This window comes from Streptococcus sp. SP1, assembly GCF_030440005.1.
Classification (GTDB): domain Bacteria; phylum Bacillota; class Bacilli; order Lactobacillales; family Streptococcaceae; genus Streptococcus; species Streptococcus parasanguinis.
The window spans coordinates 157285-178623 of the sequence record NZ_JAQFJJ010000002.1; the positions used below are offsets into that span (position 1 = coordinate 157285).

Here is a 21339-nt window from a genome sequence, read left to right on the forward strand (position 1 = left end):
TTTCCTCCTCAAATCTTAAAAAACACCAATGACTTTCCCAGTCTTGAAATCTACCACATAATAAGAGCTCCCAGCCTTGACTTCCCAGATCGGTTTGCCTTTAAAGCGACCAAAAGTTACCCGATCAATCGCGTGCTGACTCTCCTCTTTTACAATCGCAGTTGCTTTTTTTTGGCTAATCCCATCTTCTAAAGAATAAGCATAAACTGTATTATCTGCCTGATCAACTAAGACGGCCAGTTTTTTTCCAGCTTGATCTTTTCCAATAAAGGAAGCATAAGCTTTTTGTCCATGAAAGACGGTTTCTGTGTCAACCGTCACCATCGAAGAGTGAGAAAAGGCCGTTCTTCTATCCTTTTCCATTTGATCTTGCAATCGATCAGAAGTCTTCTCTACAAGAAAAAGGCTAGAAAAGAGTACCGTCATCGCTAAGATACAGATTCCTATTACATGTTGCCATAACATAAAATGATTTTTTTTCTGTTTCACTCCCTCATTATACAACAAAGCCACTTATAATTCTATAGATTTTCAAGAAAGAATTGTTACGATTATTACACTCGTTGTATAATATTATGGTATAAAATAATTTGATAAATAAAGCTAAATCAACACTTTGCACATTCTATGTCGATTTATTAATAATTTTGTCATTATTTTGTAATTAATTTGATAATAAAATTAAATGACAGAAATACTATTTATTGATAAAATATAGGTATGGAAAATTTAAAGAGATTATTTAAAGAAGCAAATGTAGATTTAAAAACCCTGATCGTCTTCCACAAAGCAGAACGATTGATTCGTGCATCTGAGGCGCATATCTTTAAAAAGCATCAGTTGACACCGACCCAATTCTCTGTACTTGAAACCTTGTATAGCAAGGGCGATCTTCGTATTCAAGATTTGATTGACAGCATTCTTGCGACCTCTGGAAATATGACTGTGGTTATCCGAAATATGGTCCGAGATGGTTGGATTACGCGCGAAACAGATCCTGAGGACCGTCGTGCCTATCTTGTGTCCATCACAGATGCGGGACGTCAAAAAATTGAAGAAGCACTTCCAGATCATATCAAAAATATTCAACGCTTGATGCAAGTCTTTAACAGTAATGAACAAGCTGAATTGCAAGAATTGTTAAAGAAATTTAAAAACATTGCCTAAGCCTACTGCTCAAGACGATTCTGACTCCAAAATCCTCTATTTTGGAGTTTTCATTGTGCATTCTCTTTATCTAACAGATCAAAAAAATATTCCTGACGCTTCTCAGGAATATTTTTATTTATTCTTTCACAAAGAACCATTCTTTCTCTTGCGATAAGTCCTCACGATAAGAGAAACCTGCTACTTCTAGTGATTTCAGATCTTCTAGCTGGGTGATTTCTTCCTTCATCATGGCTGTCACCATAGCCCCACGTGCTTTCTTTGAAATCGTCGAGTGAATCTTCAGTGTCCCCCCACGATTCTCCATGAATTTGATCCGAATCATTCGCTCACGAATAGCTTTTGAAAAAACTAGTTCAAACTCAGAGGACAAAAGAGATAAGATCTGTTCCTCTCCTTCTACTGCCTGATCATAGTCCTCCTTCCAAAGTGACTTTAAAGACTTTCCAGCTGGTTTTAGCTTCATCATAAAATCTAAGCGATGAGGACCAATCCCTTCATAGGCAGGTAGCACACCGTATAAGGCAGTCGTGATCAACAAATGCTCCTGCAGATAAGCCTGCTCTTTTTCGGATAAGTCTTGACGCTCAATACTACGGTACATAAGGCCATCAAACAGTTCTAAAGCAGGATAGGTCTTGGCACTCCCAGCTAACAGAGCCTCAATTCTTTCCTTTTCTACTTGGGCTCTTTCCTCTGAGATCCCGTAAAAGCTCGCTAATTCTTCTAGCGAGAATTGCTTCAAAGCTTGGAGGATGGTTTTTGTGTTCTCTGACAAGGGTTGGGGCTCGACGATACGAGCCTGTTCGTTCAGTTCTTTGGCGGATGGAATTAATAGTTTCATAGGTCTATTGTACCATATTTTTCAAATTTTCTTGACAGGAGTTTTTATTAATGTTATTATCTAGTTATTAAAACTAGATTAAAGAAAGGTGAAGATTTAGTGTCCACTTTTTCCTATCCAACGTGGGAGCAACTGCCTGAGCTAGACCTCTATCTCGATCAGGTCCTACTTTATGTCAATAAAACCTGTGCACCTGTTCTCTCTTCTTCAGACAAGGGCTTGACGGCTGCCATGATCAACAATTACGTGAAACATGGCTATGTTGAAAAACCAGATAAGAAGAAATACCAGCGTAGACAGGTGGCTCGCTTGATTGCTATTACAACCTTAAAAACGGTCTTTTCTATTCAGGAGATCGCTTCTACCTTAAACTTCTTGCAGGACCAGGCGAGTTCAGATCTTCTCTATAATAGCTTTGTCGCTTATCTCAATGAGCAAAAAGAGCCGATCGCTCCTATCATTCGCTCTGCCTGTCAGACGGTTCAACTTTATCTTGAAACCCTGACTTATATTCAACCAGTAAAAACGGAGGAAGAAACTGATGAATTACACCATGAAACTAAGTAAAAAATTATCCTTTGGAGAAGAGATCGCTAATAGTGTAACCCATGCTGTTGGCGCCCTCCTCATGTTGATCTTGCTTCCGATCTCAGCAGTCTATAGTTTTGAGCAACACAGTCTTCTCAGTGCTTTTGGGACTTCTATCTTTGTGATCAGTCTCTTTTTGATGTTTCTGTCTTCGACCGTCTACCATGCTATGTCTTATGATTCACCTCAAAAGTATGTGCTTCGTATTATCGACCATTCCATGATCTACATCGCGATCGCAGGTAGTTACACACCGGTTGTCCTTACCTTGATGAACAACTGGATGGGCTACAGCATTATTTTGATCCAATGGGGGACCACCATCTTTGGTATTCTCTATAAAATTTTTGCCAAAAAAGTCAATGAAAAGTTCAGTCTCGCTCTTTACTTGATCATGGGCTGGTTGGTCATCTTTATTATTCCCCAAATCGTTAGCCAAACCAATCCGATCTTCTGGGGTCTCATGCTCATGGGCGGCCTGTGCTACACGGTTGGAGCTGGCTTTTATGCTAAGAAAAAACCATACTTCCACATGATTTGGCACCTCTTCATCCTTGCAGCTTCTGCTCTTCAGTATTTAGCCATCGTTTACTTTATGTAATACTGCTACCACTCTTCAGAGTGGTTTTTTTGTGATTTTTTCTGTACAATAGAAAAAAACTGTATGGGGACAGTCAGGATGAAGACAAGCAAATACCAAGAAATTATTCATGTTTTAAAAAAGGCTATTCAAGATGGTGAACTAGAAACCGGACAGAAAATTCCATCTGTTCGTCAGTTAGCCCGTCAATTTTCTTGTAGTAAGGACACGGTACAACGAGCCTTGCTGGACTTGACTTACCAGCATTTCCTATATGCTAAACCTCAAAGTGGCTACTATGTTTTGGAGCAGGCACCTGATCGACATGAGGATCTTCCACTAAAATTAGAGAAAGACCGCAACCAGGCTTTCGAGGACTTCAGGACTTGTATCAATGAAACCTTGATTGGACGGGAGAATTATCTCTTCAACAACTTTTCGGACCAAGCAGGCTTACTCGAAGTACGCCAATCCATTCAAGGCTTATTAAAGGAGGAAGGGATTTATACGACTGCGGATCAGATTGTTTTGACTGCTGGTACTCAGCAGGCGCTTAATATCCTCAGCCAGATTGACTTTCCCAATAAAAAGTCTCAGATCTTGATCGAGCAACCGACTTATCATCGGATGAACCAACTCTTAGATTCACAGCAACTTGCCTACCGGACCATTCAACGAAACTTAACGGTGATTGATCTCGAGGAACTTGAAGAGATTTTCAAAAGTGGCCATATCAAATTCTTCTACACGATCCCTCGTTTTCACTATCCGCTTGGTCATAGCTATTCGACCAAGCAGAAAGAAGCAATCTTGCAACTAGCTGACCAATATGATGTCTACCTTGTTGAGGACGACTATCTGGGAGATCTTGATGGCAGCAATGCTCCATCTTTTCATTATTTGGATCAAAAGAACCGGGTCATCTACATCAAATCTTTTTCGACCAATCTCTTTTCTGCTCTTCGCATCACTTCCATGATCCTTCCCCAAGCCCTTCTAAAGCCAGTCTTGACCTATAAGACGATTCTGGACTATGATAGTAATCTCATCATGCAAAAGGCCTTGAGTCTCTACATTGATAACGGTATGTATCTGACCAATAAAAAACGACTCCTAGCCAGAAAAAAAGAGGAAGAAGCCAGTCTAAAGACCTTGATGACCCAATCTCCTCTTCTTCCTCATCTGACCCTGACCCACGATGGGATCCTTTTAGAACTCAGCCAAGTTCAATCCCTTGCTGCCTTAAAACACAGTGGACTCCCGCTTGATTTCTTTGAAGCAGCCTACATCACTTCTTGCCCTTATCAACTCGCCAAGATCCAATCAGCAGATGCTGCCAACGTTTTACCAAAACTTACATCTTTTTTTGAAAGAGAAACCCTCGTATAAACTATACGAGGGTCTTTCTTATTTCTTCAATTGCTCATAAACAAGTTTGGCATTTTGAAGGCCGATTCGATAATCGAGGCGAATCAGGCGAATCGCTTCCATCTCTGGTTCTTTGAGGTACTTCTCTCTTTGTTCCTTGGAAATACTACCTGGTTTTAGAAGATAGTGGGTGAATTGATTTCTGACTTTATTAAGCTCGACTTGAAGAGTGAAATAGAGTCCAAATAAGACAATAACAACTCCCATCAGAATCAGATCGTTTGACATGGTGTATGCTCCCTTTTTCTGTTCTTTTCTTTATTTTACAGCTTTCAAGCAAGAAAAACAAGGTTAAATTTGTATTTAGACCTTGTTTGTCCTTATTTCATCATACCGGCCTGGAGATCATACATTTTCTTATACGTTCCTCCTAGAGCAATGAGTTGATCGTGATTGCCCGATTCGATGATTTTTCCTTTATCGAGAACATAGATACAATCGGCATCTTGGATGGTAGAAAGGCGATGGGCAATGGCAATGGTTGTCCGCCCTTGGCGCATCTTCTTCAGAGAATTTTGGATCATCTCTTCCGTCTCTTGGTCGATATTGGCAGTGGCCTCATCCAAAATGAGGATCTTAGGCTGGGCAGCAATGGTCCGGGCAAAAGCCAGAAGCTGACGCTGACCAGTTGATAAGGTAGAACCCCGCTCTGTTACCGGATGATCATAGCCACCAGGTAGACTCTCAATAAAGTCTGCTACATCCACAAATGTAGCTGCTTGTCGGATTTCCTCATCTGTCAGTTCTTCATGGTACATCCGGATATTAGAAGCAATGGTTCCATGATAGAGGAAGGGTTCCTGCAACACTAGACCAATGGACTTGCGCAAGGCTTCCTGGCTATAGTCCTTGATATCCTGTCCATCAATTAAGATCTGGCCACGATCAAATTCATAAAAGCGCATGAAGAGATTGATAATAGAGGATTTACCAGAACCAGTATGGCCAACAAAGGCAATGGTTTGTCCGTTTTTGACCTCAAAGGAGATCTCTTTTAGGACATCCCGTTTGCCATCATAAGAAAAAGATACATGCTCAAAACGAATATCCCCCCGCTCGATTTCTTTTAGGCTACCAGCTTGCTTGGGCTCATAGTCGTCTCGATCCATCATTTCAAAAACACGCCCTGCAGAAATGGTTGAGGTCTGCAAGGTTGCAAAATTTTGGGTGACATCAATCAAGGGCTGGAAAAGCTGGCTAACATACTGGATAAAGGCATAGATAAGACCAGCTGTAAAGCCTGAGGACTGCCAATTTAAGCCGAAAAAGGTCAGAATAACCGCATAAGCCAGAACCTGTAACAGGGTCATAGCTGGCCTCAAAAAGAGGGAATTGACATCCACAGATCGGTTGGCATAATCCAAATGCTCCCCATTAATCTGTTCGAATTCATCCGTCAAGCGCTTTTCTTGACGAAAGGCCTGCACGATCCGCATTCCTTCAATGGATTCCGATAATTTTACATTGATATCTGATAATTTCTGTCGGGTCATCTTGACCAAGCGATTGGATAACTTGCGATAGAGACGGATGGAAAACCAAATGATGGGAAGAAAAGGCAGAATCCAAATGGTCAAATGCCAGTCCAAGCTAAACATAGTTACCAGGGTGACTAGAAAGAGTAAAAAGGATGAAACTAGGCTTGAAAAGACCGTAGAAAACATATCTGCGACTGCCTGGGTATCATTGGTCACACGCGAAACAATCGAACCTGCTGCTGTCTGGTCATAAAAGGACATGCCCAGCCTTTGAAGATTTTGGAAAATATCTAGACGGATGTCTCTTACGATAGAATTGGATACACGCGCAAAGGTTAACTGGCTCAGGTAAGTTGCCAGCACTCGCCCAATGAATAACCCATAGTAGAGAATCAAAAACTGAAAAGCTGTCAGTACTGGAGAGCCTGCTTCTGTTGGATCCACTAGGTGGTCAATATACCAGCGAGCTGAAAGAGGGATCGCCGTCAATAAAAGACTAGTCAGGAAGGTAAACGCTAAGGCTAAGCCTGTTAACCATTTATAACGCCACATATAAGTCAAGAGCCGCTTCATAACATGAGCTTCAGATGTTTTCATTCAGCTTTCCTTCCATTTCTTCTGATAATTGTTGGGCTTGGTAGGTTTCATAGTACCAACCTTTTTGAGCCATTAATTCCTCGTGATTTCCGCGCTCCTTGATCTGTCCACCCTCCATTACCAGAATCAAATCCGCATGAACGATAGCGGATAAGCGATGGGCTGTGATGATGGTTGTTTTCCCCTTGCGTTCCTGCTTCATATTTTCAATGATCTGGTGCTCCGTTTTAGCATCTACTGCAGATAAGGAATCATCCAAAATTAGGATTTCCGGATTCATGACCAAAGCGCGACTCATAGCTATCCGTTGCTTTTGCCCGCCAGAAAGAGAGACCCCTCTCTCTCCAAGCACCGTCTCCATCTGGTCTGGCATAGCCAAGATATCCTCATAGACCCCACAGGTTCTTAGCGCTTTTATCACCTCTTCTTCCTTGATCTGTGGATCCGAAAAAGCAACATTCTTGCGAATAGTCATGGCAAAGAGAATCTGATCTTGAGGAACATAGCCAATCAAACTACGCAGGTCTTCCAAACGATAATCTTTGATGGAGATTCCATTTAGAAAGATAGCTCCCTGCTCCAAGTCACGCTCTCTGAGTAAGAGACGCAACAAGGTGGTCTTTCCAGATCCAGTTGGACCCACAATCCCAAGGGTTTGCCCTTTTTCTAAATGAAAGGCTACCTTTTTAAGGACAGGCTCTTTCTCATAGGCGAATTCTTTAATGTCATATTCCAGATCGCCGTTTTGAATGTCTGTGACTGGTTGACTTGGATCTTGGATATCAGGTATTTCTGCTAAAAGTGTCTCAATCCGATCATAGGAGACGCTAGCACGCTGACTAATATTAAACAAGAAGCCCATAGCTTGAAGGGGCCAGACGAGCATATTGAGATAGGTAATAAAGGTTACGATTTGTCCAACCGTCAGGCTCCCTTCCTGAACAAATAGCCCCCCGAAGTAGAGCGTCAAGACATAGGAGAGACCGACAAAAAGAAGAGTGGTCGGATCAAACAAAGCATTGTAACCGGCTGAAGTCATATTCTTTGAAAAGACCATTTGATTAGTCTTTTCAAAAGCACGAATCTCATCTGCCTGAAAGCCAAAGGATTTGGTCACCTTGACTCCTGATACTGATTCCTGAACAAAGTTGTTCAGCTCTGAGAATCCTTCTTGGGCCTCTTTGAAGGCTTTGTGGTTTTTGCGCCCAATGGCTGAAGTCACTACCACCATAACCGGTAGGGGCAAAATAGCTATGAGGGTTAAGCGCCAATCAATCATGAAAAACATGCTGACTAGGGTCACCAAGGCTGTCACAGAAGCATCTACAGCAGACATAACACCGCCACCAGCAAACATAGTCACCGCATTGATATCATTGGTGGCATGGGCCATGAGATCCCCTGTGCGATAACGCTGATAAAAAGACGGAGACATAAGCGTAAATTGCTTAAACAAACGGTAACGCAAGATCCGAGCCAACTTATTGGCCGTCCCAAAAATATAGCGTCTCCAAACAAAACGAAGGCCATACATGGCTAGAGCTGCGAGGACCAAAAGGGCAATATCCATAACTAACTGCCCCAGTGTCAGCTTTCTTTTATCGATCAAATCGATCACAAGGCCCATGATTCTTGGAGGAATGAGATTTAAAAAGCTAACCAAGATCAAGGACCCTATCCCGATCAAGTATCGCTTCTTCTCTAAATTAAAAAACCAAGATAATTTCCTCAACAGATTCATCTTATTTCCCCTTTTTTGTGAGTTGCCAACTACTATCCACTAGAGCAAACAACTCCTCATCAGCAATTGTTCCATCTAAGGGGATACTCACCCAATATTTTTTATTCATATGAAAAGCTGGATAAATCCCTTTCTGCTGGATGAAATGGGCTACTTGGTCAGACTTGACATTTAAGACTTCTATTTTCCCAGACTTGCCAGCATCCAGTTTTTTCCAATCAATGGTCATAAAGACACCATACCACTTAAGGGTGTCTCGATGTCGAATAGCACCGGATTCCGGAGATCTCTCCCACAAATACTCAATCGTTCCCTGATAGTGCAGGGAGATATAGGCCATGAGACGCTTGGCTTGAGGATAGAGAAATTCTTCAACCTCAAAACAAGCTTGGCGGATCCTTGCAAGACTTTCCTGGCAGGCTTCCCTGACTTGGCCAACGAAATTTCCTCGTAGCTGTTCCAGATGGATCTGGATATACTCGTCCCCTGTATCCTGATCATAGACCTGAAAAGAAATCTTATGGTCGTAGACCTGGACCTTTAAGAGAAAAGTGTCCGATAAGACGGGGCACTGGTACGCATAGCCTGCTTCTCTCTTTTCAAATCCATAAGCCAATCCCTTTTCTGGCTGAAAGGTGTAGCGGTCAAAATAATGCTCTAAAAACATTTTCTCTCCCTTATTCATTTTTGCACTAGAAGAGGCTGGAAACAACGTCCCCAACCTTGATAACGGATCTTCAAAACTACTTCAAGCAGTGATCGTTTCTTTTTTAAAACACGATGCGCGTGCCATGCAGTTGACAAACGCCCAATTGCTCCAAAAAGAGCTGACGATTGTCAAGAGTCACACCCCCACCTGGCAGGATCTGAATCTTTCCCTTAGCGGCATCTAATAAACGATGATAGTGTACAAAACGTTGCTCTAGAGGATCACCTGGACTTCCAGCTCGTGTTAAAATGCGGGCTACACCCTGATCAGAAAGCCACTCAATCGCTTCTAGCTGATCTGTATGAGCTAACTCATCAAAGGCCATATGAAAGACCACCTCTGCCTCTCCACAGGCTGCTAGTAAAAGCTGCATGACCCTCTGGTCCAACTTTCGATCGCTCGTCAGCGCACCCAGCACAAAAGAAGTAACCCCTATTTCTTTCGCAGCACGAATATCCGTCAGCATAGCTTCGACTTCCAGCTCAGTGTAGACAAAATCGCCACCACGGGGCCGAATAATGACACATAGATCCACAGACTTCTCTCTTGTCAGTTTGATTGCTTCATTGATCACACCTATACTCGGTGTGGTCCCACCTACTGCCAGGTTGTCGCACAGTTCAATGCGACCTGCCCCAGCAGCAATCGCCTTATCAATATAAGTTAAATTCTCTGCACAAAATTCAAAGACAAGCATGACAACTCCAATTACAAAGACTTAAAACAAGGATATACTAACAGTTACCTTAGCATTGCCATTTTCCACTCTCGCTTTTGAGATACTATAGCCTGCTTGAGGGATCTCAAGGGTGATTTGATCACCATTCACTGTGAAGCCACCTCCATTTTGATTGGATTGATCCTTCAAATAGTTGAGAACCAAGAATTTTGGAATGGGCATTTTCCCTAATTTAGCACCGGTCACAGTCAAATTCATGACATTGTTTTCAACTTGACCGGTCATGGTTAAATCTAGATAGCTATCAACTGGTCCTAAGGAAACAGGAACTTTGACGTGAAGGTCATTGCCATCCATTCCTAGTGCCATCTTTTGATAGTCAGAATTGTCAAGGGCGGATCCAGCACTTGTTTTTACGACCTGACTTAATTGTACAGAATTGAGACTTAGCTCAGTTGAGACCCCTTCAGTGCTCACAGAGGCATTTGAAACAGCATTTTGAGCCAGTTCAATCAAAGAACTCCCTGCCTGCACATTTCTCAGCTGCTCCCCTTCAGGAATAGATCCAGGAACCAACAAGATCACTAATAGAATAAATAAAACGATCACCATGCCAATCAGGCGTTTCATCCACTTAAACATCTGCTCCTCCAATACGTGAAAAGTTGTATTCTTATTGTACCCTAAATCTAAAGAAATTGCGACTATTAGGGGCCTTTACAAAGCAAAAGAGACCGAGGAAACCTCGCATCTCTCTGTACATTATTTCGATTTAATGTAATTAACACCATCTGCTTTTGGCGCAACTGCTTGTCCAAAGAAGGCAGCCAAGACAACCATGGTCAAGACGTAAGGCGCAATTTGCAAGTAAATGGATGGGATACCTTTAAGCAAAGGCAATTGATTCCCGATAACAGCCAAACTTTGAGAAGCTCCAAAGAAGAGACTAGCCAGCATGGCCCCGATAGGGTTCCATTTCCCGAAAATCATGGCCGCAAGGGCGATAAATCCAGGACCTACAATAGTAGTCACCGCGAAGTTAACAGAAACTGACTGAGCGTAAATAGCTCCTCCGATTCCTGCTAGGGCACCTGAGATCATCACTCCTAAGTAGCGCATTCTATATACATTGATTCCCAATGTATCTGCTGCTTGTGGGTGTTCCCCAACTGAACGAAGACGCAATCCAAACTTCGTCTTGAACATGATAAACCAAGCAAAGAATGAAAAGAGAATCGCAACCCAACCGATGATGCTGGCATTGTTGAAGAAGATATCTCCAATCACCGGAATTTTAGATAAGACCGGAATGGATGTTTTCCCGAAGGCAACTTTGATATTATCAGTTTGTCCCTTGTTGTACATCGCTTTAACAAGGAAGACCGCAAGTGGAGGTGCCATCAAGTTCAATACTGTACCTGAGACGATATGGTCAGCACGGAAATGAATGGTTGCCACCGCGTGGATCAAGGAGAAGAGTACTCCAATCCCTGCAGCAACGATCAAGGACAACCATGGTGTCAAACTTCCTAACTCAGGCTCAAAAGTCAAGTTAAAGATAATACCTGAGAAGGCTCCCATAACCATGATTCCTTCCAGACCAACGTTAACAACCCCAGCGTGTTCTGAGTATGCTCCTCCGATACTTGTGAAGATCAGCGGCGCTGCATACACAATCATAGAGGAAACAAGAATACTTAAAATCGTTACAATACTCATTAGTTTGCTCCTCCTTTTTTAGCTGAACGCATCGAGATCATTTTTTCGATAATGTAGTGGGCACATACGAAGAAGATAATGGATGCTGTCACAATTTGAACGACTTCTTCAGGGATTGCAGCTGGCTTCATACCAACTCCTCCAATTTGAAGCGCTCCAAACAAGAAGGCAGCAAATGGAATACCAATTGGTGAATTCATCGCAAGAAGGGCAACGGCCATACCGTTAAATCCAACACTCATTGAGCTGGTTTGAACGTAGACATTTGAGTAAATCCCCAGACCTTCTACTACCCCACCGATACCAGCAAGAGCACCAGAAATGATCATAGAAAGGATAATGGTCCGTTTTGCAGACATCCCTGCGTATTCCGCCGCATTCGCATTGAGACCAACGGCACGGATTTCAAACCCAAGTGTAGTTTTCTTCATCAAGAACCAGATGACCACCAATGCGATGATGGCAAAGAAGATCCCGATGTTCATTTGTGATTTGTCCGTCAAATTACGCAACCACTCCGTCTGGTAGACAGCGTTGGCTCCCACATCAATGGTTGAGTCCTTGTTTTCCATCAAGGAAGCTGGGAAGCTATGAATCAAGGCATTCCCACCATAGAGAACAATGTAGTTCATCATAATGGTGATGATGACCTCACTGGTTCCGAGATAGGCACGAAGGAAACCAGGAATCGCTCCAATAAATCCACCTGCGATCGCCGCAATCAAAACGGTCATCGGAATCATTAGTAAACGAGGCATATTTGGGAAAGAAAGGGCAAACCAAGTCGCCATGATCCATCCTGCAAAAGCCTGACCAGGAAGTCCAACGTTAAAGAAGCCGGCTCGGCTAGCTACTGAAAATCCAAGAGCAACTAAAATCAGTGGCCCCATGGCACGGGAAATATTTCCCCAACTCTTCATCGAACCAAAGGCTTTCTTAAACAGCAATTCATATCCCCAAAGGGCATCATAGCTGAAGGCCCACATAATAATGGCACCCAAGACCAATCCTAAAAGGACAGACACCAATGGAACGGCAATTTGTTTTAAATTCTTATTCATTTGATGCTCCCTCCTTTACTTGGCCTCCTGCCATGAGGATTCCAAGTTCTTGCTTATTCGTTGTTTCAGGGGTTACGATCCCTTGGATCTTCCCATCATGAATAACCGCAATACGGTCAGAAACATTCAAAATTTCATCTAATTCAAAGCTGACAACCAGAACGGCTTTTCCATTATCCCGTTCTTGAATCAAACGTTTGTGGATATATTCGATCGCTCCAACGTCCAATCCACGAGTCGGCTGACTAACGATCAAGAGATCTGGATCACGATCAATTTCCCGAGCGATAATGGCTTTTTGCTGGTTCCCTCCAGAGAGAGCCTTAGCTGGTACCACTTCACTGGCTGCACGAACGTCAAACTCTTCCATCAACTTCTTGGCATAAGAGGTAATATTTGGATAATTCAAAATACCATTCTTGCTAAGAGGTTCTTTATAGTAGGTTTGAAGGGCAATGTTTTCAGAGATCATCATATCAAGGACTAATCCATCACGATGACGGTCTTCAGGGACGTGCCCTACCTTCATTTCTGTGATTTGACGTGGGCGAAGTCCTACAACGTCCTTGCCTTTAATCTTGATTGAACCGGATTTTACCTTCCGTAGACCTGTAATCGCTTGGATCAACTCAGACTGACCATTTCCATCAATCCCTGCAATCCCGACGACTTCACCAGCACGAAGTTCCAGTGAAAGATTCTTAACAGCTGGGACACCCCGGTTTTCGTTTACAACCAAGTTTTCAATCGACAAGACGACTTCTTTCGGTTCAGAAGGACCTTTTTCAGTCTTAAAGGAAACAGAACGGCCGACCATCATTTCGGCCAAGTCTTGGTTAGTAGCTCCACCAATCTCAACTGTTTCAATGGATTTACCACGACGGATAACCGTAACTCGGTCTGAAACAGCACGGATTTCATCCAACTTGTGCGTAATCAAGATGATAGATTTTCCTTCATTCGCCAAGTTCTTCATGATTGTCATCAATTCTTCGATTTCAGCTGGTGTCAACACCGCAGTTGGTTCATCGAAGATCAGGATGTCGGCTCCACGATAAAGCGTCTTTAAGATTTCCACACGTTGCTGCGCACCAACGGAAATATCCTCAACTTTGGCATTTGGATCTACTGCCAAGCCATATTTTTTAGACAACTCAAGGATATCTTGACTGGCTTTTTTAAGGTCCAAAACACCATGTTTAGTGGTTTCAGAACCAAGGATAATATTTTCAGCAACTGTAAAAGCTTCAACCAACATAAAGTGTTGGTGTACCATTCCAATTCCTAAAGAAGCTGCTTTTGAAGGTGAGTCTAGGTTAACAGTTTTTCCATTTACCACGATGTCTCCGCTTGTTGGTTCCAATAAACCAGCCAGCATATTCATCAGTGTAGATTTCCCTGCACCATTTTCTCCAAGAAGTGCATGGATTTCACCTTTGCGCAACTGAAGATTAATCTTATCATTTGCTACAAAGTCACCAAATTTTTTGGTAATCTCACGCATTTCGATGACATATTCATGTGTCATGGGGTGTTTCCTTTCAAAATTTTTTTATTTCAATAAAATCTGCTAGGTGACTAACAGATTTTATTGAGACAAAAATGTCTCACTTTAAAAGAAACGGCCCTTAAAGGGAGGGCCGCTCCAATCAAATATTATTTTTCAGGAACTTTAAGAGACCCATCAAGGATTTTAGCTTTGGCATCTTCGACAGCTTTTTTAGCATCTGCAGAAAGGTTGTCGGTTGTCAAATCAACTCCACCATCTTTCAAGCTATAAGTAATCACTTTACCGCCAGGGAATTTACCGTCAGCAGCTTTCTTAGCTAAGTCTTTTACAGATTCTCCGACTTTCTTCAAGCTTGAAGCCAATACGAAGTTAGATTTTTTGCCATCTTTAGAAGTGTATTCACCTTCAGCTTTTTGGTCACGGTCAACACCAAGAACCCAAACTTTTTCGTCTTCATTTTTCTTCTCGTTCAAGTCTTTAGCTTCAGAGAAGACACCTGCACCAGTACCACCAGCTACTTGGTAGATAACGTCTGCACCTGCAGCGTATTGTGCAGCGGCAATTGTTTTACCTTTAGCAGAGTCACCGAATGAACCAGCGTAGTCTACTTGAACTTTGATAGATGGGTCAACAGATTTAACACCAGCTTCAAATCCAGCGCGGAAACGAGTGATAACTTCACTTTCCATACCACCTACAAAACCAACTTGTTTAGTTTTTGTAGTTTTCGCAGCAGCGATACCAGCAAGGTAACCAGCTTCGTTATCGGCATAAACAGCAGATGCTACGTTCTTTTGTCCTTCAATACGGTCATCGATGATGACATAGTTCACATCTTCGTTGTCTTTTGCAGCTTTTTTAATAGAGTCGCTCAAGGCAAAACCAACACCAAAGATCAATTTGTAGTCGTTAGAAACAGCTTCATCAAGGTTTGTCGCATATTGAGATTGATCTGTTGATTGGAAGTAGTCAAATCCGTTCCCTTTAGAAAGACCGTTTTCTTTACCCCAAGCTTGCAAACCTTCCCAAGCAGATTGGTTGAATGATTTGTCATCCACACCACCAGTATCGGTAACGATAGCAACTTTCAAATCTGCTTTAGATTCTGAGTTAGCGCTATCTTTTTTAGACGCACGATTTCCACATGCTGCAAGTCCGATAGCAGCGACAGTTACTAGACCAAGGCCTAGCCATTGTTTCTTGTTCATTACTGAACCTCCTAAATTATTGTGCAACATTGTTGCGAAGTATTGAAAGGGTCAAAAGACCGCCTCACAGACCCATTAAGTCAAGTCTGTAAAGGAATATGGAAGTAATTCCTTGACCGTCATCACGACCGTCGATTTATCTTTAGATACTAAGGTTACAGGAAGGTCTGGCTCAAAAAATTCAGCCATGACCTGGCGACAAGCACCACACGGAGAGATGGGCTTTTCTGTTTGCCCGTAGATAATGAGCTCTTGAAATTCGCGAGCTCCCTCAGAAACTGCTTTAAAAATAGCTGTCCGTTCTCCACAGTTGGTTAATCCAAAACTGGCATTTTCGATATTGACCCCTGTATAGATTTCTCCATCCTTTGTTAGCAGTACAGCTCCAATTGGGAAATGAGAGTAAGGCACATAGGCTTGTTGACTCACTTCAACTGCTAAGTTGATCAACTCAGTAGTCGCCATGAGCCACCTTTCCTTCCATGATGGCTACACCAGAAGAAGTCCCAATACGGGTCGCACCTGCTTCGATAAAAGCAAGAACATCTTCATAAGAGCGAGCACCACCAGAAGCTTTAACACCCATGTCGGGTCCAACAGTTTGACGCATTAAGGCCACATCTTCAACCGTTGCTCCTCCAGTTGAGAAGCCAGTTGAAGTCTTCACAAAGTCTGCCCCAGCCGCTTTAGCAATTTGGCAAGCAACGACCTTTTCATCGTCTGTTAAGAGACACGTCTCAATGATGACTTTGACCAGCTTATCCCCGCTCGCATCGACTACCGCTTGTATATCTTCCTCAACTATTGCTAAATTCTTAGACTTCAAGGCTCCGATATTAATGACCATGTCAATTTCATCGGCACCATTTTGAATAGCATTTTTTGTTTCACACGCTTTGACAAATGGTGTATTTGCTCCCAAAGGAAAACCAATAACGGTACAAACTTTAACGTCTGAATCGTACAAGCCCTCAGCCGCAAAATTCACCCATGTCGGGTTCACACAGACACTCGCAAAACCATAAGCCTTAGCTTCTTCGATCAGCTTTTCGATCTGTTCTTGTTGCGCATCTGGTTTTAAAAGAGTGTGATCGATATATTTATTTAACTTCATACAATCTCCTGAGTTGCTTAAGATATTATTTCAATAATTTCTTTAACGCTTTCAGCCTTTTCTAGTATTTTAACATTTTTTTTGAATTCTGTAACGCTTTCTTGTGAATTTTTTTCATTCATGAAAATGCGCGCAATGCGTTCCCCTTTTTTGACGCGCTCTCCCACTTTTTTATCAAATACAATCCCTGTTTCGTAATCGAGGGGATCTGATTTGACAGCACGGCCAGCACCCAGGCGCATAGCAAACAAGCCAAACTCCATGGCAGGTAAAGCAGCAATAACGCCATCTTGATCTGCTGTTACTTCAAGGACCTGATCCACTTTGACAGGACGATGCAAATCTTCTAAGTCTCCACCTTGAGCCACAACCATTTCCTCAAACTTCGCTAAGGCTTGTCCATTGCTCAAGTGTTCATGGATGGCTTCAATCGATTGATCTACATTGGCCAATTTCAACATGATTTGCGCCAACTCACAAATAAACTCTGTGACATCAGCACGCCCCTGTCCTTTCAGAATATCGAGGGCTTCCAAAATCTCTAAACGATTGCCAATACTGGTTCCCAAAGGTTGGCTCATATCTGTAATGACAGCGATTGTCTTGCGCCCTACGGCATTACCGAGATCCACCATGGTACGTGCTAAGCGACGAGCATCCTCAATATTCTTCATAAAGGCACCCTCGCCTACCGTCACGTCCAAAAGAATGGCATCAGCACCAGCAGCAATTTTCTTACTCATAACGGAGCTAGCAATCAATGGAATGGTATCCACTGTCGCCGTCACGTCACGAAGAGCATACAAAAGTTTGTCTGCTTTTACAAGTTGGTCGGATTGACCAATGACCGATAAGCCGATCTCCTGCACCTGCTGGATAAATTCCTCTTGGGTCCGTTCAATCTGGAAGCCTTTAATGGATTCCAACTTATCGATGGTTCCACCTGTGTGGCCTAAGCCACGACCGCTCATTTTAGCAACTGGTACTCCGAAACTTGCAACCAGAGGCACCAAGACCAAGGTCACCTTGTCTCCCACACCACCAGTCGAATGTTTGTCCACCTTGATCCCTGGAATAGCTGACAAATCAAACTGTTGCCCCGTTTGGACCATCTTCATGGTCATATGGGAGATTTCTTCTGTCGTCATCCCTTTAAAATAAACGGCCATAGCAAAAGCAGACATTTGGTAATCTGGTACTGTTCCAGCCACATAGCCCTCAATCAGCCATTCAATTTCTTCCTTGTTTAAGGCAAGACCATCTATTTTTTTCTGAATGATATCTACTGCTCTCATGATTCTTTCTCACTTCTTAAAATATAATAGCCTTTGTCTTTTTTTACGATTTCACAATTGCCAAACGAATCTTCCATCTTGGCCTTAGCGCTCGGAGCCCCTTGTTTTTTCTGAATGACAATGGTCAAGTCTCCACCTGGTTTCAAATGTTCAAAACTACCGGTGATCACTTGGTGAACCACTTTCTTACCGGCTCGGATCGGAGGATTACTAATCACATGGTCAAAGACCCCTACTACTGCTTCATAGACATCTGAAGAAAAGATCTGGGCTTCCACACCATTTCGGTTGGCATTTTTCTTAGCCAAGTCCAGCGCCCTCTCATTAACATCGACCATGGTCACGGTAACTCCCTGGACTTTAGCTAAAGAGAGGCCGATCGGACCATAGCCACAGCCAACATCGAGGACACTTTCTCCTTCTTGAAAATCCAGGCTTGATAAGAGGACCTGGCTTCCATAGTCAATCATTTTTTTACTAAAGACGCCGGCGTCTGTATAGAAATTCATCTTTTGCCCCAATAAAACAACAGCCAGATCATGAATATCATGGGCTGCATCTGGGTTTACATCAAAATACATTTTACTCATAAGGTTATTTTATCATAATTCATTCCTTTTTTAAATCGTTTACATGACCTCTAAAAATTGGTATACTAAAGACTACAATAGGAGTGACATATGGACAAAGAATTTCTACATTTTGAAAAAATTAATCGGGAAACGTGGCAAAATTTGCACCGCAAAACCACCCCACCTCTCTCTCAAACAGAGCTCAATTCTATTAAAAGTTTTAACGACCGCATCAACCTCCAAGATGTACGAGACGTCTACCTGCCTTTGACAAACCTGATTGGAATCTACAAGCGTTCCAAAGAAGATTTGGCCTTCTCAAAAGGTATTTTTCTTCAAAAAACGAGTGAACGCCAACCCTTTATCATTGGGGTTTCAGGGAGTGTTGCTGTTGGGAAATCGACCACCAGCCGTTTACTTCAAATCCTGCTGTCACGAACCTTTGAAGGCTCGAGCGTTGAATTGGTAACAACGGATGGCTTTCTTTATCCCAACGCTGTCTTAAAAGAACAGGAGCTTCTCAATCGAAAGGGATTTCCAGAAAGTTATGATATGGAATTACTCCTTCATTTTCTTAACCAAATCAAGAATAATAAAAGCGTAGAGATTCCAGTCTATTCCCACGAGATTTATGACATTGTTCCCGATCAAAAGCAAACGATATTGCCAGCTGACTTTGTCATTGTAGAAGGGATTAATGTGTTCCAAAATCCTCAAAACGACAGTCTTTATATGACCGATTTCTTTGATTTTTCAATCTATGTAGACGCTGCGGTAAAAGATATCGAATCCTGGTATATCGATCGCTTCCAAAAACTCCTGGCCTTGGCACAAAATGATCCCAATAACTACTACTATCGTTTTACCGAGCAACCCCTAGAAGAAGTTTTAAACATGGCCCATCTGGTCTGGGAATCCATTAATTTAGTCAACTTGCAACATTACATCCAACCAACCAGAAACCGAGCTGATCTGATTCTCCATAAGGCAACCAACCATGAAATCGACGAAATTTATCTCAAACGCTAGAGAAAATGGCCTTTTAACGGTACTTTTTTAAGGAAAAGCTATTTTAGGCTTGTCAAATCTTAACTTTTCATATATAATGAGATAGTTAGATTATCAATGGAGGTGAATAACTTGGCAAACATTAAATCAGCTATCAAACGCGCTGAATTGAACGTTAAACAAAACGAAAAAAACTCAGCTCAAAAATCAGCTATGCGTACTGCAATCAAAGCTTTTGAAGCAAACCCATCTGAAGAACTTTACCGCGCTGCTAGCTCAGCTATCGATAAAGCAGAAACTAAAGGTTTGATCCACAAGAACAAAGCTAGCCGTGATAAAGCACGTCTTGCAGCGAAACTTGGTTAATCAAGAACAGCATAAAAATCAAGCTCTCCGGAGCTTTTTTTGTGCCTAAATTTTTGAGAGGTGCTTATGAAAATTGTTATTATCGGCTATTCTGGATCTGGAAAATCTACCTTGGCTGAAAACTTATCCCGCCACTACTCCATTCCCAAGCTCCACATGGATACCCTTCAATTTCGACCGGGCTGGATAGACAGTGACCGGGATTGGATGGAGAAAGAGATGAAACAGTTTCTCAGCGATCATAGAGACTGGGTCATTGATGGCAATTACTCTTGGTGCTGCTATGAGGAAAGAATGGAGCAAGCTGACCAGATTATCTTTCTCAACTTCTCTCGTTGGAACTGCCTCTTTAGAGGCTGGAAACGATACCGCCGTTATAAAGGCCGCGTCCGTGAGAGTATGGCGGCAGGTTGCCCCGAACGCTTTGACTGGGAATTCATCCGTTGGATCCTTTGGGACGGACGAACAAAAAGTGCTAGAGAAAGGTATCAAAACATCCACTCCACCTACCCCGAAAAATTTATCTCTCTCAAGAACCAAAAAGAGCTGGATGAGTTTCTAAAAAACATACAATAAAAAGGTTGGGATATCTATCCCAACCTTAAAATATAGACAAACTATTTTAAAGTAAAATAAATTAAGCGATTCTGATAAGAAATATAATTGAGTTCCATTTTTTAGATGAATCAAGAAAATACCAAAACTTTCCACTGTGAGTAAAGTGCCTGAAACAATAACGATTCAGGCACTCGGAATTATTGAGACCTTAGGCTCAATAATTAGTCATGGAACTTCGTAGAAGTTCGCTGACGTCCGTACTCACCTAAGGAAAGTTTTTTATATGACTTTGTCTTCAATCTGAGGTTGGGGTTAAAATCCCCAACCTTTTCTTATTTATCAACGTAATCGCCACCGGTGAAGCCATAGTATTCTTCCAGACTCAAGCCTGAATCTGCGATATCTTGTGCTTCTTTTCCGATATAGCGGAGATGCCAGCTTTCTGGCATGTAGCCTGTTACTTTTTCTTTTCCTTCTTGGTAACGAACCACAAAGCCATATTTAGCGGCGTTCTTGAGCAACCACTTACTTGGTCCAGGTTCGGTTACCAGATTACCACTGGTATCGATCAAATCAAAGGTCAAACCAGTTTGATGTTCACTATAACCCGGTCTTGCAGAATAACGATCTGCGGCTTCCTGACCATCTTGATTGACATAGTTTTGATAGAGGCCAACTTGGGTATCGTAGCTACGAAAACCACTATATTGGTCACTGATTGGATATCCTTCTGCCTGCATGGCTGCGATCAATTCATGAAGGGCTGAAACAGCTTCAGGATCTTCACCTGGGTTAAAGTCAGGCGACAAGGGATAATGTTTGTTGGCGATCATCACCTCACCATACTTCCCTTTGACACTATAGTAGGAACCATTATAGCTGACACCAGAATCCACTTTCACATCTGACTTACCAGCTTTTGACGATTCTTCTTTGCCAGTCTCTTTTGACGTATTCTTTGCAGAAGACGTTTCTTTGGAAGTCTTGGTTTGCGTTTGTTTGCTTTCTTCTTTTGCAGAAGATTTTGAACTAGTAGATTGAGATTGGGAGCAAGCTGTCAGGGTTAACAAGGCAACTGTCACCAAAGTTAATTTGGAAAATCTTGCTTTCATGAGGA

At 42.4% G+C, this 21339-nt stretch carries 24 protein-coding genes; 7 read left to right on the top strand and 17 right to left on the bottom strand.

What is annotated here, in order from left to right; genetic code table 11:
* Nucleotides 1–15: 15 nt before the first annotated feature.
* The gene (locus PCY07_RS01865) at nucleotides 16–465 is read right to left on the bottom strand and encodes a DUF5590 domain-containing protein (protein WP_301556722.1); all 450 of its coding nucleotides are present in this window, start codon (nucleotides 463–465) and stop codon (nucleotides 16–18) included.
* Nucleotides 466–720: 255 nt separating this feature from the next.
* On the opposite strand from PCY07_RS01865, the gene PCY07_RS01870 reads away from it, so the two are divergent.
* A complete protein-coding gene (locus tag PCY07_RS01870; protein WP_003014723.1) occupies nucleotides 721–1167 on the top strand; it encodes a MarR family winged helix-turn-helix transcriptional regulator in 447 nt (148 codons plus the stop codon).
* Between the two features lie 118 nt (nucleotides 1168–1285).
* On the opposite strand, the gene yaaA is transcribed toward PCY07_RS01870, so the two are convergent.
* Nucleotides 1286–2011, bottom strand: coding sequence for a peroxide stress protein YaaA (yaaA, locus tag PCY07_RS01875; protein ID WP_301355028.1), 726 nt, complete (start codon nucleotides 2009–2011; stop codon nucleotides 1286–1288).
* A 99-nt stretch (nucleotides 2012–2110) separates the two neighbouring features.
* Here yaaA and PCY07_RS01880 point away from each other — a divergent pair, with 99 nt between their 5' ends.
* The 3 genes from PCY07_RS01880 (at nucleotide 2111) to PCY07_RS01890 (ending at nucleotide 4568) form a co-directional block, all read left to right on the top strand.
* Nucleotides 2111–2578, top strand: a complete 468-nt coding sequence (locus PCY07_RS01880) for a DUF1836 domain-containing protein (RefSeq protein WP_003014695.1) — start codon at nucleotides 2111–2113, stop codon at nucleotides 2576–2578.
* The gene (locus PCY07_RS01885) at nucleotides 2553–3200 is read left to right on the top strand and encodes a hemolysin III family protein (RefSeq protein WP_195311337.1); all 648 of its coding nucleotides are present in this window, start codon (nucleotides 2553–2555) and stop codon (nucleotides 3198–3200) included. The genes PCY07_RS01880 and PCY07_RS01885 overlap by 26 nt, the downstream gene beginning before the upstream one ends.
* Before the next feature lie 63 nt (nucleotides 3201–3263).
* A complete protein-coding gene (locus PCY07_RS01890) occupies nucleotides 3264–4568 on the top strand; it encodes a PLP-dependent aminotransferase family protein (RefSeq protein WP_301355026.1) in 1305 nt (434 codons plus the stop codon).
* A gap of 18 nt (nucleotides 4569–4586) precedes the next feature.
* On the opposite strand, the gene PCY07_RS01895 is transcribed toward PCY07_RS01890, so the two are convergent.
* The 14 genes from PCY07_RS01895 to PCY07_RS01960 form a co-directional block, all read right to left on the bottom strand.
* Complete coding sequence (locus PCY07_RS01895; RefSeq protein ID WP_003011420.1) at nucleotides 4587–4835, bottom strand: hypothetical protein; 249 nt, start codon at nucleotides 4833–4835, stop codon at nucleotides 4587–4589.
* 92 nt (nucleotides 4836–4927) lie between these two features.
* Nucleotides 4928–6682 carry an ABC transporter ATP-binding protein gene (locus PCY07_RS01900; protein WP_301355025.1) on the bottom strand — a complete coding sequence of 585 codons (1755 nt, stop codon included), beginning with the start codon at nucleotides 6680–6682 and terminating at the stop codon, nucleotides 4928–4930.
* On the bottom strand, nucleotides 6669–8423 hold the full coding sequence (locus PCY07_RS01905) for an ABC transporter transmembrane domain-containing protein (protein ID WP_301355024.1): 1755 nt from the start codon (nucleotides 8421–8423) through the stop codon (nucleotides 6669–6671). The genes PCY07_RS01900 and PCY07_RS01905 overlap by 14 nt, the downstream gene beginning before the upstream one ends.
* A gap of 1 nt (nucleotide 8424) precedes the next feature.
* On the bottom strand, nucleotides 8425–9090 hold the full coding sequence (locus tag PCY07_RS01910; protein ID WP_301355023.1) for an MmcQ/YjbR family DNA-binding protein: 666 nt from the start codon (nucleotides 9088–9090) through the stop codon (nucleotides 8425–8427).
* 103 nt (nucleotides 9091–9193) lie between these two features.
* Entirely contained in the window at nucleotides 9194–9829 is a 636-nt protein-coding gene (locus PCY07_RS01915) for a copper homeostasis protein CutC (RefSeq protein WP_195411970.1), read from the bottom strand.
* Nucleotides 9830–9850: 21 nt separating this feature from the next.
* On the bottom strand, nucleotides 9851–10453 hold the full coding sequence (locus tag PCY07_RS01920; protein ID WP_301556723.1) for a hypothetical protein: 603 nt from the start codon (nucleotides 10451–10453) through the stop codon (nucleotides 9851–9853).
* 120 nt (nucleotides 10454–10573) lie between these two features.
* Nucleotides 10574–11530, bottom strand: a complete 957-nt coding sequence (locus PCY07_RS01925; protein ID WP_021153355.1) for an ABC transporter permease — start codon at nucleotides 11528–11530, stop codon at nucleotides 10574–10576.
* Complete coding sequence (locus PCY07_RS01930; protein ID WP_301356406.1) at nucleotides 11530–12591, bottom strand: ABC transporter permease; 1062 nt, start codon at nucleotides 12589–12591, stop codon at nucleotides 11530–11532. Before PCY07_RS01930 ends, PCY07_RS01925 begins: the two co-directional genes overlap by 1 nt.
* A complete protein-coding gene (locus tag PCY07_RS01935) occupies nucleotides 12584–14119 on the bottom strand; it encodes an ABC transporter ATP-binding protein (RefSeq protein WP_301356404.1) in 1536 nt (511 codons plus the stop codon). Before PCY07_RS01935 ends, PCY07_RS01930 begins: the two co-directional genes overlap by 8 nt.
* A 128-nt stretch (nucleotides 14120–14247) precedes the next feature.
* Nucleotides 14248–15309: a BMP family protein gene (locus PCY07_RS01940; RefSeq protein ID WP_301356402.1), complete on the bottom strand. Its 1062-nt coding sequence runs from the start codon at nucleotides 15307–15309 to the stop codon at nucleotides 14248–14250.
* Between the two features lie 75 nt (nucleotides 15310–15384).
* The gene (locus PCY07_RS01945) at nucleotides 15385–15774 is read right to left on the bottom strand and encodes a cytidine deaminase (protein ID WP_049491822.1); all 390 of its coding nucleotides are present in this window, start codon (nucleotides 15772–15774) and stop codon (nucleotides 15385–15387) included.
* Complete coding sequence (gene deoC / locus PCY07_RS01950) at nucleotides 15761–16423, bottom strand: deoxyribose-phosphate aldolase (RefSeq protein WP_301356399.1); 663 nt, start codon at nucleotides 16421–16423, stop codon at nucleotides 15761–15763. The genes PCY07_RS01945 and deoC overlap by 14 nt, the downstream gene beginning before the upstream one ends.
* A 17-nt stretch (nucleotides 16424–16440) precedes the next feature.
* A complete protein-coding gene (locus PCY07_RS01955; RefSeq protein ID WP_301356398.1) occupies nucleotides 16441–17718 on the bottom strand; it encodes a pyrimidine-nucleoside phosphorylase in 1278 nt (425 codons plus the stop codon).
* Nucleotides 17715–18308, bottom strand: coding sequence for a class I SAM-dependent methyltransferase (locus tag PCY07_RS01960; protein ID WP_301356397.1), 594 nt, complete (start codon nucleotides 18306–18308; stop codon nucleotides 17715–17717). The genes PCY07_RS01955 and PCY07_RS01960 overlap by 4 nt, the downstream gene beginning before the upstream one ends.
* Before the next feature lie 90 nt (nucleotides 18309–18398).
* Between PCY07_RS01960 and coaA the strand changes: the two genes are divergently transcribed.
* The 3 genes from coaA to PCY07_RS01975 all read left to right on the top strand — a co-directional run bounded on the left by coaA (nucleotide 18399) and on the right by PCY07_RS01975 (nucleotide 20240).
* The gene (gene coaA, locus PCY07_RS01965) at nucleotides 18399–19319 is read left to right on the top strand and encodes a type I pantothenate kinase (RefSeq protein ID WP_003014749.1); all 921 of its coding nucleotides are present in this window, start codon (nucleotides 18399–18401) and stop codon (nucleotides 19317–19319) included.
* A 96-nt stretch (nucleotides 19320–19415) separates the two neighbouring features.
* Nucleotides 19416–19664 (top strand): 30S ribosomal protein S20, encoded by a 249-nt coding sequence (rpsT, locus tag PCY07_RS01970; protein ID WP_003007640.1) that lies wholly within the window; start codon nucleotides 19416–19418, stop codon nucleotides 19662–19664.
* A gap of 66 nt (nucleotides 19665–19730) precedes the next feature.
* A complete protein-coding gene (locus tag PCY07_RS01975) occupies nucleotides 19731–20240 on the top strand; it encodes a DNA topology modulation protein (RefSeq protein ID WP_301356393.1) in 510 nt (169 codons plus the stop codon).
* Nucleotides 20241–20554: 314 nt separating this feature from the next.
* Here PCY07_RS01975 and ldcB read toward each other — a convergent pair whose 3' ends face one another.
* On the bottom strand, nucleotides 20555–21334 hold the full coding sequence (gene ldcB, locus PCY07_RS01980; protein WP_195227249.1) for an LD-carboxypeptidase LdcB/DacB: 780 nt from the start codon (nucleotides 21332–21334) through the stop codon (nucleotides 20555–20557).
* Between the last annotated feature and the right edge of the window lie 5 nt (nucleotides 21335–21339).

Coding starts and splice junctions, on each gene's coding strand:
- PCY07_RS01870 (WP_003014723.1), top strand. CDS start 721: ATGGAAAATTTAAAGAGATTATTTAAAGAAGCAAATGTAGATTTAAAA.
- rpsT (WP_003007640.1), top strand. CDS start 19,416: ATGGAGGTGAATAACTTGGCAAACATTAAATCAGCTATCAAACGCGCT.
- PCY07_RS01940 (WP_301356402.1), bottom strand. CDS start 15,309: ATGAACAAGAAACAATGGCTAGGCCTTGGTCTAGTAACTGTCGCTGCT.
- coaA (WP_003014749.1), top strand. CDS start 18,399: ATGGACAAAGAATTTCTACATTTTGAAAAAATTAATCGGGAAACGTGG.
- PCY07_RS01930 (WP_301356406.1), bottom strand. CDS start 12,591: ATGAATAAGAATTTAAAACAAATTGCCGTTCCATTGGTGTCTGTCCTT.
- PCY07_RS01890 (WP_301355026.1), top strand. CDS start 3,264: ATGGGGACAGTCAGGATGAAGACAAGCAAATACCAAGAAATTATTCAT.
- PCY07_RS01865 (WP_301556722.1), bottom strand. CDS start 465: ATGTTATGGCAACATGTAATAGGAATCTGTATCTTAGCGATGACGGTA.
- deoC (WP_301356399.1), bottom strand. CDS start 16,423: ATGAAGTTAAATAAATATATCGATCACACTCTTTTAAAACCAGATGCG.
- PCY07_RS01885 (WP_195311337.1), top strand. CDS start 2,553: ATGAATTACACCATGAAACTAAGTAAAAAATTATCCTTTGGAGAAGAG.
- PCY07_RS01960 (WP_301356397.1), bottom strand. CDS start 18,308: ATGAGTAAAATGTATTTTGATGTAAACCCAGATGCAGCCCATGATATT.
- PCY07_RS01945 (WP_049491822.1), bottom strand. CDS start 15,774: ATGGCGACTACTGAGTTGATCAACTTAGCAGTTGAAGTGAGTCAACAA.
- PCY07_RS01915 (WP_195411970.1), bottom strand. CDS start 9,829: ATGCTTGTCTTTGAATTTTGTGCAGAGAATTTAACTTATATTGATAAG.
- PCY07_RS01925 (WP_021153355.1), bottom strand. CDS start 11,530: ATGAGTATTGTAACGATTTTAAGTATTCTTGTTTCCTCTATGATTGTG.
- PCY07_RS01975 (WP_301356393.1), top strand. CDS start 19,731: ATGAAAATTGTTATTATCGGCTATTCTGGATCTGGAAAATCTACCTTG.
- PCY07_RS01955 (WP_301356398.1), bottom strand. CDS start 17,718: ATGAGAGCAGTAGATATCATTCAGAAAAAAATAGATGGTCTTGCCTTA.
- yaaA (WP_301355028.1), bottom strand. CDS start 2,011: ATGAAACTATTAATTCCATCCGCCAAAGAACTGAACGAACAGGCTCGT.
- PCY07_RS01905 (WP_301355024.1), bottom strand. CDS start 8,423: ATGAATCTGTTGAGGAAATTATCTTGGTTTTTTAATTTAGAGAAGAAG.
- PCY07_RS01920 (WP_301556723.1), bottom strand. CDS start 10,453: ATGTTTAAGTGGATGAAACGCCTGATTGGCATGGTGATCGTTTTATTT.
- ldcB (WP_195227249.1), bottom strand. CDS start 21,334: ATGAAAGCAAGATTTTCCAAATTAACTTTGGTGACAGTTGCCTTGTTA.
- PCY07_RS01910 (WP_301355023.1), bottom strand. CDS start 9,090: ATGTTTTTAGAGCATTATTTTGACCGCTACACCTTTCAGCCAGAAAAG.
- PCY07_RS01935 (WP_301356404.1), bottom strand. CDS start 14,119: ATGACACATGAATATGTCATCGAAATGCGTGAGATTACCAAAAAATTT.
- PCY07_RS01895 (WP_003011420.1), bottom strand. CDS start 4,835: ATGTCAAACGATCTGATTCTGATGGGAGTTGTTATTGTCTTATTTGGA.
- PCY07_RS01900 (WP_301355025.1), bottom strand. CDS start 6,682: ATGAAAACATCTGAAGCTCATGTTATGAAGCGGCTCTTGACTTATATG.